Raw genomic sequence first — 15967 nt, forward strand, 5'->3', positions numbered from 1 at the left:
CCTAAAATTACTGCATGTGTATAGCCAGTGCCGTACTCAAACGAGAACTACCGAAACTGGCCATTTTTAAAAAGTCACTCTTAGCGATGGGTACGTGTTGACAATCAATCGCCAGCTGTTTATCGCTTTCACAAAAAGGGTCATGGACATATAGACAATGCTCATCTAAATGCGTTACACACACCCAATGCGGTGACTTTTTACCATCAAAGCGATACGTACTGATCAATAGCACCACGGCCATTTTGGCTGCTAACCAGCGCTCTATGTGCTCAAGGGTTAAGTCTTGATACTTCACATCTAGTTTGTGATTAATTGCCTCAACCACAAATTGATTATGAACCGTGTGTAAAATTGCTTTCTTCTTATCACTTCTTACGCCATCAACAAACAATGTATCACGTGTATTAATAATCACATCGGCTGTAAAACCGCGTTTATTGGCAGCTAAAGCAAGTCCTAATGGATGACAACCACCATGACCAGAGGTCATAAAAATAGTGGTTGCTTCACGCCAAATATCAAGCTCATTCACTTGTGAAATAATCGCTTTTTTTATTGATGACATTGCCATTAATAATGCCGCTGGCCCGCAAGTAAATTCGGTTGTTTGCTGATACCAAGGCGTTTCACGCGAAAACTCAAGCTCATTGGTTTTACGAATGTTTTTTTGCATCCGCAAGGCATCACTATGATCATCATAATAGTCACTGTATTGCCCAAATACCCGATAGCCAAGCTTTTCATAAAGTGCGATTGCAGCTTTATTATTTACCGCCACTTCAAGACGCATAAATAACCGTCCGCGTTCAGCCGTTGCTCTTTCTAGTGCTTTCAAAAGCTGCTGAGCAACGCCTTTTCCTTGTGCATTTGGTGCAACTGCTAGCGAATATAAACGTGCTAAACGAGTGCCTTTATGACACCACACTAAGCCATAGCCGAGTAACTGTTGTTCTGACTCTGCAACCATTAAAATACCATGCTTGGCTGCAATCCAGCGCTTAAAGCTACGCGCACTTAATCTATCTTGATTAAAACTTTGCTGCTCTATCTCAAGTAACGCTTTTAAATCGCTATCTGTGGCAGCGCGAACTGCCACACTATGCTCGGTCATTAACTTCGACCTCGTGCTTCGAGGCGTTGTTTAAATTCTTCCATAATGATCATATAAAGTTCATCACCTAAGTAACCATCTTCTACTTTATGGTCAATACTTGGGTTATCGTTTACTTCAAGCACATATGCACGGCCTTGGTGTTCTTTAACATCCACACCATAGAGCCCTTTGCCCACAGTTTTACATGCTTTTAATGCCGCATCTAAAACTGCTTTTGGCAACTCAAAAGTAGGCAGTGTTTCAAAACCACCAGAGAAAAACCGTTTTGCATCATGATTATAAATTTGCCAATGATTACGCGCCATTAAATAACGGCATGCATAGATAGCACGACCATTTAAAACTCCTACTCGCCAATCGTATTCTGTGTACATATATTCTTGGGCTAGAACTAAAGCGCTAAATTCAAATAACTCAGCCAATTTTGCTGCCAGCTCATTGCGATCAGTTACTTTGTAGACACCTTTTGAAAACGACCCTTCAGGCATTTTAAGCACTAATGGGTAAGTAAATGCCTCTTCAAGCTGACTGATAGTTTCATCACTTTGATCAGCTACTACCAAGGTTTTTAAGCTCGGTACTTTTTGATAATTAAACGCATCATGTAAATACACTTTATTACAACAGCGTAAAATAGACTCAGCATCATCAATCACCACTAACCCTAGGCTCTGCGCCTTACTTGCCAGACGGTAAGTTGGGTGGTCAATTGCAGTTGTTTGGCGAATAAATAGCGCATCAAACTGAGCGATATTATCTATTTCTTCAAAACTGAGCGCTTGAGCATAGATACCATGTTTAGCTGCCGCTTTAATAAAACGGGCTATTGCATCTTTATCGCTTGGTGGCACTTTTTCATTGTGATCAACTAAAATAGCCATATCCCAGCGGTAACGTTTTTGCGAACTGCTTATACGCCACTGTGTTTGCGTAAACTCAGTTAATTTAGCAACAAAGTCTTGATGCTGCTGAGTATTAAGCGACGCCAATGAACCTTGCTGTAACAGCCCGGCTTCATCTACAAATAAAATAGGCGCTGGATATTGTTTAAATACCGCTTTTGCTGCTTTGTTTTGTAGTTCATTTACTGCATGCCCAAAGTATAAGGCATCATCGAGATGGCCAACATTAAGCATCAAAGTTTGGCCATTACGTAGCGCATTAATCGTTTTTACGCTTGGCAATACTTGATGTTTACGTGCCTCAGCAAGTAATGAGCAATAATAGCCTTTACTCAAGTATTGGCTTGAGTCGCATAGATTAATAATGCGCGTTTTTGGCTCATTATGCTTTGGATAATCTCGTAAGTAGGTATTGAAGGTAATTACGTTTTCGAATGAGTGAGCAAGTGCCTGCTCGTTGTTATCAACCACAATCAAGGTTTTAAACACGACTTTTCCTAAAATAAGTCAAAATACAAATGTAAGAGTGAATATAAATAGAAACACCCATACTGCTAAGTCATCGTTGTGCAACACGTGTACTTAACAGGATGGGTGCTTTAGATTCAGCTACTGCTTAATCTACAGGTGATTTATAAAGGGTTTTTCGCTACCTTTCCAACGAGTAATTTTTAGCGTTAAGATAAGTAAATTTAATCAACCACAGTAAGGTCAAAAAAAGCTGGTTAAAGCTCCTTTCAGCATCACTAACTTATTGAAATAATTTCTAATAACGTGGATTTATTCGCTATTGTAAAACTAAACTCATCACCTTGTTGCTTATCCATCAGTAATTGACCTAATGGTGACAGTGGTGTGAGAACATACACTGTAGTGTCTTTTATTTTAATGCTTAAACCACCAGAAAGTGGCCCTAAAAAATACCATTTTAGATTTTCGTCTTCATCGCAGATACAGACCAGCGAACCAATGGCAACTTTACTTGATACAGCGATTTTAAATGCCTTTTCAAACTCGATAATACTCAAATGGCAGTCATTCACACGCTGTGCTTGCCCTTGCGCTAAATAGGCAGCTTCTAGGCCTAATGTATCGTATTTATTTTCAGCAATATTTTCTTCATGAGTGGCGGTGTCATGGGCTGTCTTTGCAGCAGCCTGCGCGGTACTAAGTTGCGCCTCTAAAGCAAAACGCAGGCATTCAATCACATGGGTTTTATTCATATCTAAGGAATTATTTTAAATCTATAATGACTGTATTTTAACGTGCTTTGGGCTGCGTGTAACTCAATTGGCTAAAAACAAGGTTATTCATAGGCATTGATTAGTAAATATGGAAGGATATTTTTTAATTACTCTTGATTACTCTTGATTAGTAATAACATAAATCAAGCGCTGCTGTTAACAGCGCTTACTCAACTGTTTTTTACTACTTAGCAATCCATGGCGTTACTTTTAGTAATGGCACCGGCACAGTAAATGCTGTTTTATCGTCTTCCCACTGCTCAGTAACACTGACATGACAAATTGCTCCTTGGCAATCAAAAGCAGGATCGGCAATCGTCACTGGCTCTGCAAAAGTCAGCACCACACCTTGTTGTTCAGGCAATAAAAAGCTCATCAGTTTGCTAACAAAAAATCCCGACAGATCCGATAATAATTCATCAAACTCATCATTAAGCTGATACAACTGGTGTTTATTTAAATTACTATTATTAAACTCACGCGCCTCAATTTGCAGTTTTAACTGGCAATCATGGTTTTCATTTTGAGGCTCGATAACCACCACAGCTTTATTTGTATCAAGTTGTTTATCAAAAGGAAGTAAAAGCTGAGCATGCTCAGTATAATTAAGTGAAAATTCCTCTCGCTCAGTAATAATGCGCCCGGTTTTAATTAAACATTCGTCATTACTGGCAATGTCGGTGATGTAAAAATTGACCTGAGCAAATTGAAAATCACCTTTATTGACGACTTTTAAACGATCATAAAAGCCATCATAGGAAACCACAAACTCTTTTGCTTGCACAGTAAACGTTGCTATTAGTACAACGGCTAATGCCATAATATGACTGATACTACGTACTGGGTTATTCATCAAAGTAAGCTCTATTTTGGTTGATCATTTGATTTAATTCTTCGATATACGCTTCACCACGCTCGGAATAGGAGATTAATCCGTAACTTAGCTTAGTCGCTGAAATTGGCTTTTCTTGTAAACGCAAATCGGCGCGGATACTACGTAACTCTTTATAAGCTGCATGGGTATTAATATTTTTAAAATAAGAAGTCACGGCTGCTCGCACAGATTTAAATGCCGCTACTTCATGGTCTGCACCAGTATTACGACGATTAGGCACCATACCGCAGCCTTTGCTATAACACCACTGACCAAAAAAGTTTAATCCTATTCGAGCAAATCGAGACGTTCCCCATGCTGATTCGTTTGCCGCTTGCATCAGCGCTAGCTCTTTAGGAATAATATCAACTCGACGTAATGCCTGACGCAAAGACAAACTATCAATCGTTTCAGGTAATTTATAGCTGTTTAAAATCGTTTTAACTTGCTTAGTTTGCGTGCGACTTAATGGCTCATCGTATTGCACCATCATCAATGCAATCTCCAGCGTTGCCCGTTGCTGCAGGATTTTTTTATTTTCAGCCTCAACATGCGGCCGAATAAAGTTAAAAAAAGCATGTTTTTTTTCTTTTACATCACTAAAGCCGTTAAAATCAGGAAGCTTAACGTTATGTAATGGCTTTTCTTTCTTTTTGACTGGTGGCTTGATTAAGGCTGTTTCGCCCTCAATAGTTGAATTCGTCCTTTCTATAAATGGGTAACTCAATGCCCAAATAAAAAATAGGCTAACGATTAAACGAAATAGATACTTAAGCATGTATTCTCTCAAAAAAACTAATGTTTATGCATGGTATATCCACACGCATCTGACCATTCATTATACCTAAGCACTCCAATAAAGGCGAATATACCCATTTGAAGGATTTATAATCTATAAAAATCGGCTACAATTAAGCGCATAAAAACGCTAAAGAAGTTACCGGATACCCATTAATGAAATTAGACTGGCAAAGCCGCATAATAAATCAAAACAAGTTTCGCCCTAATGACAATCGCTCAGCGTGGCAAGTAGACCGCTCCCGGATAATCCATGCAGCTGCATTTAGACGTTTGCAAGCTAAAACTCAGATAATGGGAATTGGCCTAAATGATTTTCATCGTACACGATTAACTCATTCTTTAGAGGTATCGCAAATTGGCAGTGGTTTACTTCGTCATTTAGAGAAACAACACCCTGACTTCACACATTTTCCCGACCCTAGTTTGCTTGAGACGCTTTGTTTGGCGCATGATATAGGCCATCCTCCTTATGGCCATGGCGGTGAAATTGCCCTTAACTACATGATGCGTGAACATGGTGGTTTTGAAGGCAATGCACAAACACTGCGCATTGTTTCAAGACTCGAACCATACAGTGATGGTCATGGTATGAACTTAACGCGCCGTACTTTGCTTGGCTTTATAAAATACCCGGCTTTTATTGATGACTTATGGCACACCATCCCACATCATGATCCGCAACGTGCATTTATAAAAGCTGACGACTGGCGTCCAGCAAAAGGTTTATACAAGGATGATAAAGGGACCTTTGACTGGATTGTAGCGCCTTTATCTGACGCTGATAAACAACGCTTAGGCGATTTTAAGGCCGTCGATGAGTTTAGATCTAAAACCAGTTTTAAATCCCTTGATGCAGCAATTATGGAACTTGCCGACGATATTGCTTATGCCGTACATGACCTTGAAGACGCAATTGCAACAGAGCAAATCACCCTAAAAGAGTGGCAAAATCATGCCTTACCCGCACTTGAGCTTGTGCAATGTGAGTGGCTTGGCGACAGTAACTTAACAGAGCGGCTATTTTTAGGTAGCGAAGCACAACGTAAAGATGTGATTGGGGAATTAGTAAACTTATTTATTACTCAATCATCCATTGTGCACACAGAACTTGAGTTTGAAAATCCAATTTTAAATTACACCGTTGAACTACCGCACAGTTATCAGCATTTACTTGAGACTTTAAAGTCATTTATTTATCAACGACTCATTCGTGCTTCACATATGCAGCAAATTGAGTTTAAAGGACAAAAATTAATTATTGAATTATTTGAAGCATTTGCCTGCGAACCATTACGACTTTTACCTGAAACCACAGCAAATGTGTTTCGCCTAGCACAACAACAAAATGGTAATACACACAGAGTAATTTGTGATTATTTAAGTGGTATGACTGACGAATATGCGTTTAAAACACACCAACGCCTTTTTTCAAGTAATAGCTAATTAATACTCTTGCGTTGCAAAGTCCCACTGCGCAACCTTAAAAACACCGAAACAATCGCTTCGGTGTTTTATTTATATTATTCAATTACAGTGATTTGATACCCATGTTATAAAGGGTGAAACCGTAAATATCTGCATATTGATCAATAATTTTACTGGTTGGTGTACCTGCACCATGACCCGCATTAGTTTCAATACGGATAAGGTATGGATTGTTCCCTGCACCTTTGGCTTGTAGCTCCGCTGCAAACTTATAAGAGTGAGCTGGCACCACACGGTCATCGTGATCGCCTGTGGTGATCAAGGTCGCTGGGTATTTAACCCCAGCTTTTACATTATGAACTGGCGAGTAGCCTTTTAAGTAATCAAACATTTCTTTACTTTGCTCACTCGTACCATAGTCATATGCCCAGCCAGCTCCGGCGGTAAAAGTGTGATACCGTAACATATCAAGTACGCCTACTGCAGGTAGTGCGACTTTAAATAACTCAGGGCGCTGAGTCATGACCGCGCCAACTAATAAACCGCCATTTGAACCACCGCGAACGGCTAGGTAATCACTTGATGTGTATTTCTCTGCGTTTAAATACTCAGCAGCAGCTATAAAATCATCAAATACATTTTGCTTTTTAAGTTGTGTACCCGCATCATGCCACTGTTTACCGTATTCACCGCCACCACGAATATTAGCCACGGCGTAGACACCCCCTTGCTCAAGCCACGCAGCAATGGTTGAACTAAAGCTTGGCGTCATGCTGGCATTAAAACCGCCATAACCATATAGAATAGTTGGGTTAGTACCATCACGTTTTAAATCTTTTCTATAGGAGATGATCATCGGTACTTTAGTACCATCTTTTGAACTATAAAATACTTGTTCAGAAGTATATGCCGCAGAATCAAACTGCGCCCCAGATTTACGGTAAACGTCTGAGTTACCAGTATTTACATCAAACGCATAGGTATTGCCCGGCGTTGTGTAATTAGCGAATGAATAATAAAGCGTACTACTTTCTTTTTTACCACTGAAACCACGAGCGGTACCCACACCGGGTAAACTAATTTCACGAACTAACTTGCCAGCTTTGTCATATTGTTGCACTTTAGAAATGGCATCAACCATGTATTTTGCAAAAAAGAAATCCCCCCCTTTAGACATACTCAATACATTATCTGTTTCTGGGATCAAATCTTGCCAATACTCAACAGTTGGGTTTGTGGCGTCTACCGTCACTACTTTCTTATTCGGCGCATTTAAGTTTGTTACTAAAAATAACTTACTGCCGTCGTTATCTAAAACGTAAGTGTCTGAATCTGTATTATCAAGCACTGAGACAAGTTTGCTGTCTGGCTTGGTTAAATCTTTAATAAACAGTTTATTACCAGATGTTGAAACACTAGCAGAAATCAATAAGTAGCGATTATCACGCGTTACCGAGGCACCAATATAGCGATGTTTTTGTTCCTCAGAGCCGCCATATATAAGTTCATCGGTTGTTTGTGCAGTTCCTAATTTATGGTAATACACTTTGTGTTGATCAGTTTTTGCCGAGAGTTCACTGCCTTTAGGTTTATCGTAGCTTGAGTAATAAAAACCATCGTTGCCAACCCAAGCAATACCACTGAACTTTATATCGATTAATGCACTTTCAATTTGCTCTTTACTTTGCGTATCAATAATAATGACTTTTCGCCAATCACTGCCACCTTCAGAGATCTGATAAGCTGCTAGCGAACCATCTTCAGAGAAAGTCAGACCAGACATTGAAGTTGTACCATCTTCGCTAAACTTATTTGGATCGAGGAAAACCTCTGCTTCGCCCTTGCCTTTACTACGATAAAGTACATATTGGTTCTGTAGGCCATCATTTTTATAAAAGTAGGTGTATTCACCTTCAGTAAATGGAGCCGTTACTTTTTCGTAATTCATTAGCTTTTCAAGGCTGGCTTTTAATTTATCCCGGTACGGGATATTTTCAAGATATGAAAAAGTCAGTTCATTTTGTGTTTTAACCCACTTAGCCGTATCACTGCTCATATCATCTTCTAACCAACGGTATGGATCAGCCACTTTCTCGTCAAAGTACTGATCAACCACAGTCCCTTTTTTTGTTTCTGGGTAAGTGATAGATTGGTTAGCAGTTATCGGTGCTGCTGCATTATTTTGATTGTTTGTTGATATTGATGTCGATTCAGAACAACCCCAAAGCGCAACTAACACCGCGCAAGTAATGGCTTTTTTTAACATGATTATGATCTTTTAATTATTTGTTAGACTCATAACGGTATAAATTTGTCGTAAGTATGTCTAGTAGTATGAGATCAAAGCGCCTAATATCTGTAAAGAAATGTAAAACTAAATATTTAAAACCAGTCAATAGCATTAACAAGATATGTGATATGAAAAATACACCAGAATTTACTAGCTTTAAAAAGTTTTACCCATACTACTTACAAGAACATAAAAATATTACCTGCAAACGGTTACATTTTTTTGGTAGCTCTTTGGTGCTTATTATCGTTTTGTATGTGCTGTATAGCCAACAATTTATGCTGTTGTGGTTGCTACCCATTATTGGTTATGGTTTTGCCTGGGTTGGTCATTTCTTCTTTGAGAAAAACCGCCCTGCTACGTTCAAATACCCGTTTTATAGCTTATGGGCAGACTGGGTGATGTTTAAAGATATGCTGATTGGCAAAATAAAATGGTAGTCACTGTTGTTTTGTAATAACCGACAAACAAGCAAAAAGATCATTATGCAAACCTGTTTTTGTCGCTTTTCAGTGATATAGTTAACGCCATTTTTGCTATTCAAGATATTAAAATGTATCGATTATTTGAGCGGATGATCAAGCCGTTTCCCGAACAAAAGCCAACCCAGCCTCCTGCGACGCTATTTGCATTTTGTCGTCACTACACTAAAGGTATGGAAGTCTCGCTATTTTTTATGTCGCTAAGCGCAGCATTGCTCGCGATTTTAGAAGTATCACTGTTTAGCTATATGGGCCAGCTTGTTGATTGGCTAAGTATCTACACCCCTGAAACATTATTTGTTGAGCAAAAATCTGAACTCATAAAAATGGCGATAGTGCTACTTGTTGTCCTACCTATCGTGGTGTTTTTTCATTCTGCGATATTGCACCAAGCCTTGTTAGGTAATTACCCGATGTCAATTCGTTGGTTAGCACATCGCTATTTGCTTCGCCAAAGTGTGAGCTTTTACCAAAATGAATTTGCAGGGCGCATCGCCACCAAAGTAATGCAAACATCCCTCGCGGTGCGTGAAACCGTGATGAAACTACTTGATGTATTAATGTATATCGTGGTTTATTTTGGCGCTATGGTGTTTTTAGTAGCCGAAGCCGATTGGCGCTTAATGCTTCCTTTGCTTGTATGGTTAGCTCTGTATATTTTGATCCAAATGTACTATGTACCTAAGCTCAAAAAAGTGGCTAGCTCGCAAGCAGACGCTCGCTCTGAGATGACCGGCCGAATAGTTGACAGTTACACTAATATTTCGACTATTAAATTGTTCTCATATACCCAACGTGAAGAGCAGTACGCAAAAGACAGCATGGATGTTTTTTTACAACCTGTGTATAAGCAAATGCGCTTAGTTACCAGTTTAAATTTTGCCATTCAAACGCTTAACTACTTTTTAGTATTTAGTGTTGCGGCATTATCTTTGTATTTATGGACTCTGAGCGCCATTAGTGCCGGCGCAATTGCAATTGCGGTAAGCTTAGCACTGCGTTTAAATGGCATGGCACAGTGGATCATGTGGGAAATTAGTGGCTTGTTTGAAAACATCGGCACTGTCGCTGATGGTATGAAAACGTTATCAAACCCAATTGAAGTCGATGATCTGCCTGATGCCAGCACATTAAGTGTAACCACAGGTGCAATTGACTTTAATAATGTGCATTTTAACTACGGTAAAGCCGCAAACGAAACGAATCGCGGCGCTGTTATCAATGGCTTAAATCTCAATATCAAAGCCGGAGAGAAAATAGGTCTTGTTGGTCGCTCTGGCGCTGGTAAGTCAACACTCGTTAATTTGTTGCTACGTTTTTACGATATTGATAGCGGTAGTATCAACATCGACGGCCAAGATATCTCAAAAGTGAGTCAAGAAAGCCTGCGTAAGTACATTGCGATGGTTACCCAAGATACTTCTTTACTGCATCGGACAGTCAAAGAAAATATCCTTTATGGCCGCCCAGATGCCAGCGATGAAGAAATGATGAAAGCGGCTAAACAAGCCAAAGCGCTAGAGTTTATTGATGACCTTGAAGATAGCAAAGGCAACAAAGGTTTTGCAGCCCAAGTGGGTGAGCGCGGCGTAAAACTCTCTGGAGGTCAACGCCAACGTATCGCCATTGCTCGGGTGCTGCTGAAAAACGCCCCGATATTAATTTTAGATGAAGCCACCAGCGCGCTCGATTCTGAAGTTGAAGCGGCTATTCAAGCTAGTCTTGATGATTTAATGACCGGTAAAACCGTCATTGCCATCGCGCATCGACTATCCACTATTGCACAAATGGACCGGCTCATCGTACTTGATGAGGGCGGCATTGTAGAGCAAGGTAGCCATGAAGAACTGCTGGCACAAAATGGTATTTATGCCGCGTTGTGGACACACCAAACCGGTGGGTTTATTGGTGTAGAATAATTTTTACCTAGCCATAACGCCCTAGTTAAGTTTCAAAATCCAAGCGCTGTTTTTTGAAACTTAACCAGCCAAGTGTCATTAAAAAAAATTTTATCGTTTTTAATACAACCTAAAAACCACACCTTCCCTGCCAATTTGGCTACGAAACTGTTCCCTACAAAACTCATATTTTGGGTGGCTTGGCTGTCTATATACCCAAACCACCTAAAGATGCGAGTTTCAGTTGGAATTAAAAGCGATTTAGTAAAGGCATTGATTGCAAGTAATAGTGGTTCTATTGTTAAAATCAATAACGCAGTATAAATCGCTTTTAAACCAACCCGTTGGGCGTTTCACAGGCACTTACTCTCAGCGTTGTTACTTCTTAAAAGGGACTGCCATTGTTGCAAAGTAACGCCTTGATATTAAGCACCTGTGAAACGCTGAATTCTGCATCTTGAGGTGGTTTGGGTATACTGCTATAATCGCGGCCTTTCATAGCCTGCGTAATTTGTCAGAGTGTCTCCTTTTAGCTCTATAATACGCGTATGCGCTAGTAGTTTAAATGACAGCAACCTGTATAAGCGAAATTATCCATGAGCGAAAATAGTCACATTAAAGTCATCGTTGGCATGTCCGGCGGTGTTGATTCTTCTGTATCAGCTTATTTATTAAAACAACAAGGCTATCAAGTTGAAGGCCTTTTTATGAAAAACTGGGAAGAAGATGATAATGATGAATATTGCGCTGCTGCCGACGATTTAAAAGACGCGCAAGCAGTCTGTGACAAGCTGGGGATTGAACTACACACAGTTAATTTTGCCGCAGAATATTGGGATAACGTATTTGAGTACTTTCTTGCTGAATATAAAGCAGGCCGTACGCCAAATCCTGACATCATGTGTAATAAAGAAATCAAATTCAAAGCTTTTTTAGAATTTGCAGCAACGGCGCTTGGCGCTGACTTTATAGCCACGGGACATTATGTACGCCGTGAATTACGCGATGATAAATACGTTATGTGTCGTGGTCTTGATGATAACAAAGATCAAAGCTACTTTTTATACACATTAAGTCATGAACATATTGCACAAACGCTGTTCCCAGTTGGTGATATTGCCAAACCTGAAGTGCGCCGCATTGCTGAAGAACAAGACTTAATTACCCACGATAAAAAAGACAGTACCGGTATTTGCTTTATCGGTGAGCGTAAGTTTAAAGACTTCCTACAAAAATTCTTACCTGCACAACCGGGTGTTATTGAAGACACAGACGGTAACAACGTTGGTGAACACGAAGGCTTGATGTATCACACTCTCGGTCAACGTAAAGGTTTGCTAATTGGTGGCATGAAAGAAGGCTCTGGCGAACCATGGTATGTAGTAGATAAAGACTTAGAACGCAACGTATTGATTGTTGGTCAAGGTAAAGACCATCCGCGTCTTTACAGCAATGGACTAAATGCCAACCAATTACACTGGGTTGATCGTGTTGGACCAAAAGGTACCACCCGCTGCACGGTAAAAACTCGCTACCGTCAAGAAGACCTAAACTGTACGCTGCTCGTTGGCGATGATGGTTTTGCCCGAGTATTATTTGATGAACCACAAAAAGCAGTAACCCCAGGACAATCTGCGGTATTTTATGCCAACGAAATATGTTTAGGTGGCGGTATTATTGATTCGGTGATCAAATAATGAATGAACACCAAGTCATGGCATTAGCAGCCATGTGCCAAGTTGCTAAACAAGTTCAAAAAATAGCGCAGTACGGCAGTAGCAACGATTACGAATTAGAAAAACTATTAACCAGTATTGTACAAACCTCCCCTGATTCACCCAGTGATGTGTATCAAGGCACTGAGAATCTAAGAGATGGTTATAAAATCTTACTTGATCAACTCAGTGCAGGTGAAAAGAAAGATGTTGAAATCGTCAAATACGTTGGCGGTTTAATGCAACTTGAGCGTGCACTGAGCGCAAAAGCAAGTAGCTTAGCAGAGCTTGGTAAAAGCATTGATGATATCAAGCGACGTCTTGATCACTTTGCTATTACTGATGACACTGTTATTACGGCTCTTGCCGATATTTATTCAAAGGTGCTTAGCCCCCTAGGGCACCGAATTCAGGTTTATGGCAAGCCTGACTTACTAAAACAGCAATTAGTACAACACAAAATACGTGCATTATTATTAGCAGGTATTCGCAGTGCAGTATTATGGCGACAAATGGGCGGTAAACGCCGTCACTTTTTCTTTGCGAAAAGAAGAATTATCGCCATTGCTAAAAACCATATTTAATTATCGTTCAAAACTAAAATTTAGGAGTTATTATGGAGCTTTCAGCGTTAACAGCTATCTCTCCGGTGGATGGTCGCTACGGCAGCAAAACCACTGAACTACGCAGTATTTTCAGCGAATTTGGCTTGATAAAATACCGTGTAACAGTCGAAGTTCGTTGGTTACAAGCCCTTGCAGCAGCTGATGCGATCAAAGAAGTACCGGCATTTAGCGACGAAGCCAATGCTTTACTTAACGCGATTGTTGATAACTTCAGCGAAGCCGATGCGCAACGTGTAAAAGATATCGAGCGTACTACAAACCACGATGTTAAAGCCGTTGAATACTTATTAAAAGAAAAAGTAGCTGACAACGCCGAGTTACATGCAATTAATGAATTTATTCACTTTGCATGTACATCAGAAGACATCAATAACCTGTCTCACGGTTTAATGCTCACTGAAGCACGTAACGAAGTATTACTTCCTTACTGTGATCAACTACTTAATGCAATTAAAGAAAAAGCCATTGAGTACAAAGCAGTACCAATGATGACACGTACTCACGGTCAACCTGCAACACCTTCAACTATGGGCAAAGAATTTGCCAACGTATATATGCGTTTAAAGCGTCAACGTGACCAAATTGCACAAGTTGAAATGCTAGGTAAAATCAACGGTGCTGTAGGTAACTACAATGCTCACCTAAGTGCCTACCCTGATTACGATTGGCACAATCATGCTGAGCAATTTGTAACTAGCCTAGGGTTAACATTCAACCCATTTACAACGCAAATTGAACCGCATGACTACATTGCCGAGTTATTTGATGCGATTGCTCGCTTTAACACTATCTTATTAGATTTTGACCGTGATGCATGGGGCTATATAGCGCTAAATCACTTTAAACAAAAAACCATTGCGGGTGAAATTGGTTCATCAACTATGCCACATAAAGTTAACCCGATTGATTTTGAAAACTCCGAAGGTAACTTAGGCCTAGCAAATGCTATTTTCGCTCATCTAGCGCAAAAGCTGCCGGTATCTCGCTGGCAACGTGACCTTACTGACTCAACAGTACTGCGTAACTTAGGTGTTGGTATGGGTTATGCGCTAATTGCATACCAATCAACCCTAAAAGGTGTAAGCAAGTTAGAAGTAAACGAGCAACGTTTACTTGACGAGTTAGATCAGAACTGGGAACTGCTAGCAGAGCCAATTCAGACGGTAATGCGTAAATACGGCATCGAAAAACCATACGAAAAGCTAAAAGATTTAACCCGTGGTAAACGTGTAAATCAAGAGATCATGGCTGACTTCATCGATGGTTTAGAGTTACCGGAAGAAGCAAAAGTAGAAATGAAAAAACTAACACCGGCTAACTATATTGGTCGTGCTGTCGAGTTTATCGACAACCTAGTTTAAGCTTTCTGCGACAACTTATTTTATATACACTATAAAGCGAAAGGCTCTTGCCTTTCGCTTTTTTCATTTTAATGGGCGCAGCATGTATCAATTAACGATTAACGACTTATCCGAGCAAGACTTTCTAACACAGTATTGGCAAAAAAAACCGCTCTTGATCAAGCAAGGGTTTACAGACTTTGCCGACCCGCTTGATGCTAATGAGCTTGCCGGTCTTGCCATGGAAGAGAGCATTGAATCGCGTATTATCACTAATCATGATAATGACTGGCAAGCGCATCATGGCCCATTTGAAGATTTTGAATTACTAACCGAGCAACATTCTACCCTACTCGTACAAGCAGTCGATCATTGGCATCCTAATGCTGCGCAGCTGCTGGAACCATTTCGGTTTATTCCTAATTGGCGTATTGATGACCTAATGATCAGCTTTTCAACGCCTGGGGGTGGAGTCGGTCCGCATTTAGATCAATACGACGTATTTATTATTCAAGGTGAAGGCAAGCGTCATTGGCGTGTCGGTATGCCAGATAATAAACTAAAACAATTTGCACAAAATAAAAGTTTATTACAAGTTGAACAATTTCCAGCCGTGATTGATTGCATCCTAGAACCAGGCGATATTTTATACATCCCGCCGGGCTGCCCACATGAAGGTTATGCTGTAGAAAACGCATTAAACTACTCGATCGGATTTCGTGCACCAAATCAACGCGATCTATTATCAAACTTTGCTGATCACATTATTGATAAAGAAGCGGGAAATAGCCGTTATCAAGACCCTGCAATAACACTGCGCGATTCTAAAGGTGAGATCCAAGCTTGCGAAGTCGAAAACATTAAACTATTAATGCAAGCGGCCCTAAATGACGACGCATTACTTAAATCTTGGTTAGGTAATACACTTAGTCAACCTAAGCATGAAATGGATTTAATGCCGCCAGAAGATTTATTTAATAGTGAACAAATAGCTGAGCTATTGAATGATGATGATGTGATTTTTGAGCGCCTCGGTGGCACCCGTGCATTGTATCAAGTTTTTGAAAATGAAATACTTCTCAGCGTAAATGGTGAAAACTACCCACTCCCTGTTAGTGACTTAACTGCGGTTAAATTACTCACTGACCATACTATGGTGACAGCAGAGCAACTAAATAGTTCAAAAAATAGTTTAGTTTTTATACAAACCTTTACTACACTAATTAATGAGGGGATTTGGTTTTGCTAGGAGT

The 15967-nt window shown here is 40.1% G+C and carries 13 protein-coding genes; 7 read left to right on the forward strand and 6 right to left on the reverse strand.

Annotated features, from left to right (window positions below):
- Positions 1-7 precede the first annotated feature (7 nt).
- The 5 genes from rimI to H5182_RS00905 all read right to left on the reverse strand — a co-directional run bounded on the left by rimI (position 8) and on the right by H5182_RS00905 (position 4915).
- Positions 8-1114, reverse strand: coding sequence for a ribosomal protein S18-alanine N-acetyltransferase (gene rimI / locus H5182_RS00885; protein ID WP_145233139.1), 1107 nt, complete (start codon positions 1112-1114; stop codon positions 8-10).
- Positions 1114-2508 (reverse strand): RimK family protein, encoded by a 1395-nt coding sequence (locus tag H5182_RS00890; protein ID WP_145233138.1) that lies wholly within the window; start codon positions 2506-2508, stop codon positions 1114-1116. Before H5182_RS00890 ends, rimI begins: the two co-directional genes overlap by 1 nt.
- Before the next feature lie 257 nt (positions 2509-2765).
- Positions 2766-3242 carry a GreA/GreB family elongation factor gene (locus H5182_RS00895; RefSeq protein ID WP_145233137.1) on the reverse strand — a complete coding sequence of 159 codons (477 nt, stop codon included), beginning with the start codon at positions 3240-3242 and terminating at the stop codon, positions 2766-2768.
- Positions 3243-3447: 205 nt separating this feature from the next.
- The gene (locus tag H5182_RS00900; RefSeq protein ID WP_145233136.1) at positions 3448-4116 is read right to left on the reverse strand and encodes a DUF2987 domain-containing protein; all 669 of its coding nucleotides are present in this window, start codon (positions 4114-4116) and stop codon (positions 3448-3450) included.
- Positions 4109-4915, reverse strand: a complete 807-nt coding sequence (locus H5182_RS00905) for a glucosaminidase domain-containing protein (protein WP_182730627.1) — start codon at positions 4913-4915, stop codon at positions 4109-4111. Before H5182_RS00905 ends, H5182_RS00900 begins: the two co-directional genes overlap by 8 nt.
- 176 nt (positions 4916-5091) lie before the next feature.
- Here H5182_RS00905 and H5182_RS00910 point away from each other — a divergent pair, with 176 nt between their 5' ends.
- Positions 5092-6381 (forward strand): anti-phage deoxyguanosine triphosphatase, encoded by a 1290-nt coding sequence (locus H5182_RS00910; RefSeq protein WP_182759336.1) that lies wholly within the window; start codon positions 5092-5094, stop codon positions 6379-6381.
- An 85-nt stretch (positions 6382-6466) separates the two neighbouring features.
- On the opposite strand, the gene H5182_RS00915 is transcribed toward H5182_RS00910, so the two are convergent.
- Positions 6467-8629: a prolyl oligopeptidase family protein gene (locus tag H5182_RS00915; protein ID WP_182759337.1), complete on the reverse strand. Its 2163-nt coding sequence runs from the start codon at positions 8627-8629 to the stop codon at positions 6467-6469.
- 152 nt (positions 8630-8781) lie between these two features.
- Here H5182_RS00915 and H5182_RS00920 point away from each other — a divergent pair, with 152 nt between their 5' ends.
- The 6 genes from H5182_RS00920 to H5182_RS00945 all read left to right on the forward strand — a co-directional run bounded on the left by H5182_RS00920 (position 8782) and on the right by H5182_RS00945 (position 15963).
- Positions 8782-9093: a DUF962 domain-containing protein gene (locus tag H5182_RS00920; RefSeq protein WP_145233132.1), complete on the forward strand. Its 312-nt coding sequence runs from the start codon at positions 8782-8784 to the stop codon at positions 9091-9093.
- Positions 9094-9206: 113 nt separating this feature from the next.
- The gene (locus H5182_RS00925) at positions 9207-11054 is read left to right on the forward strand and encodes an ABC transporter ATP-binding protein (protein WP_182734261.1); all 1848 of its coding nucleotides are present in this window, start codon (positions 9207-9209) and stop codon (positions 11052-11054) included.
- Positions 11055-11629: 575 nt separating this feature from the next.
- Complete coding sequence (mnmA, locus tag H5182_RS00930; protein WP_145233130.1) at positions 11630-12730, forward strand: tRNA 2-thiouridine(34) synthase MnmA; 1101 nt, start codon at positions 11630-11632, stop codon at positions 12728-12730.
- Positions 12730-13332, forward strand: coding sequence for a high frequency lysogenization protein HflD (gene hflD / locus H5182_RS00935; protein ID WP_149982535.1), 603 nt, complete (start codon positions 12730-12732; stop codon positions 13330-13332). Before mnmA ends, hflD begins: the two co-directional genes overlap by 1 nt.
- A 32-nt stretch (positions 13333-13364) precedes the next feature.
- Positions 13365-14735 carry an adenylosuccinate lyase gene (purB, locus tag H5182_RS00940; protein WP_145233128.1) on the forward strand — a complete coding sequence of 457 codons (1371 nt, stop codon included), beginning with the start codon at positions 13365-13367 and terminating at the stop codon, positions 14733-14735.
- 82 nt (positions 14736-14817) lie between these two features.
- Positions 14818-15963: a cupin domain-containing protein gene (locus H5182_RS00945; protein ID WP_182730630.1), complete on the forward strand. Its 1146-nt coding sequence runs from the start codon at positions 14818-14820 to the stop codon at positions 15961-15963.
- Positions 15964-15967: the final 4 nt, after the last annotated feature.

The organism is Pseudoalteromonas sp. SG44-17, assembly GCF_014164235.1.
Lineage (GTDB): Bacteria > Pseudomonadota > Gammaproteobacteria > Enterobacterales > Alteromonadaceae > Pseudoalteromonas > Pseudoalteromonas rhizosphaerae.

What these genes read in the sequence shown, in the direction of transcription:
- rimI (WP_145233139.1), bottom strand. Translation starts at nt 1,114, where the DNA reads ATGACCGAGCATAGTGTGGCAGTTCGCGCTGCCACAGATAGCGATTTA.
- H5182_RS00895 (WP_145233137.1), bottom strand. Translation starts at nt 3,242, where the DNA reads ATGAATAAAACCCATGTGATTGAATGCCTGCGTTTTGCTTTAGAGGCG.
- H5182_RS00900 (WP_145233136.1), bottom strand. Translation starts at nt 4,116, where the DNA reads ATGAATAACCCAGTACGTAGTATCAGTCATATTATGGCATTAGCCGTT.
- H5182_RS00905 (WP_182730627.1), bottom strand. Translation starts at nt 4,915, where the DNA reads ATGCTTAAGTATCTATTTCGTTTAATCGTTAGCCTATTTTTTATTTGG.
- H5182_RS00910 (WP_182759336.1), top strand. Translation starts at nt 5,092, where the DNA reads ATGAAATTAGACTGGCAAAGCCGCATAATAAATCAAAACAAGTTTCGC.
- H5182_RS00915 (WP_182759337.1), bottom strand. Translation starts at nt 8,629, where the DNA reads ATGTTAAAAAAAGCCATTACTTGCGCGGTGTTAGTTGCGCTTTGGGGT.
- H5182_RS00920 (WP_145233132.1), top strand. Translation starts at nt 8,782, where the DNA reads ATGAAAAATACACCAGAATTTACTAGCTTTAAAAAGTTTTACCCATAC.
- H5182_RS00925 (WP_182734261.1), top strand. Translation starts at nt 9,207, where the DNA reads ATGTATCGATTATTTGAGCGGATGATCAAGCCGTTTCCCGAACAAAAG.
- mnmA (WP_145233130.1), top strand. Translation starts at nt 11,630, where the DNA reads ATGAGCGAAAATAGTCACATTAAAGTCATCGTTGGCATGTCCGGCGGT.
- hflD (WP_149982535.1), top strand. Translation starts at nt 12,730, where the DNA reads ATGAATGAACACCAAGTCATGGCATTAGCAGCCATGTGCCAAGTTGCT.
- purB (WP_145233128.1), top strand. Translation starts at nt 13,365, where the DNA reads ATGGAGCTTTCAGCGTTAACAGCTATCTCTCCGGTGGATGGTCGCTAC.
- H5182_RS00945 (WP_182730630.1), top strand. Translation starts at nt 14,818, where the DNA reads ATGTATCAATTAACGATTAACGACTTATCCGAGCAAGACTTTCTAACA.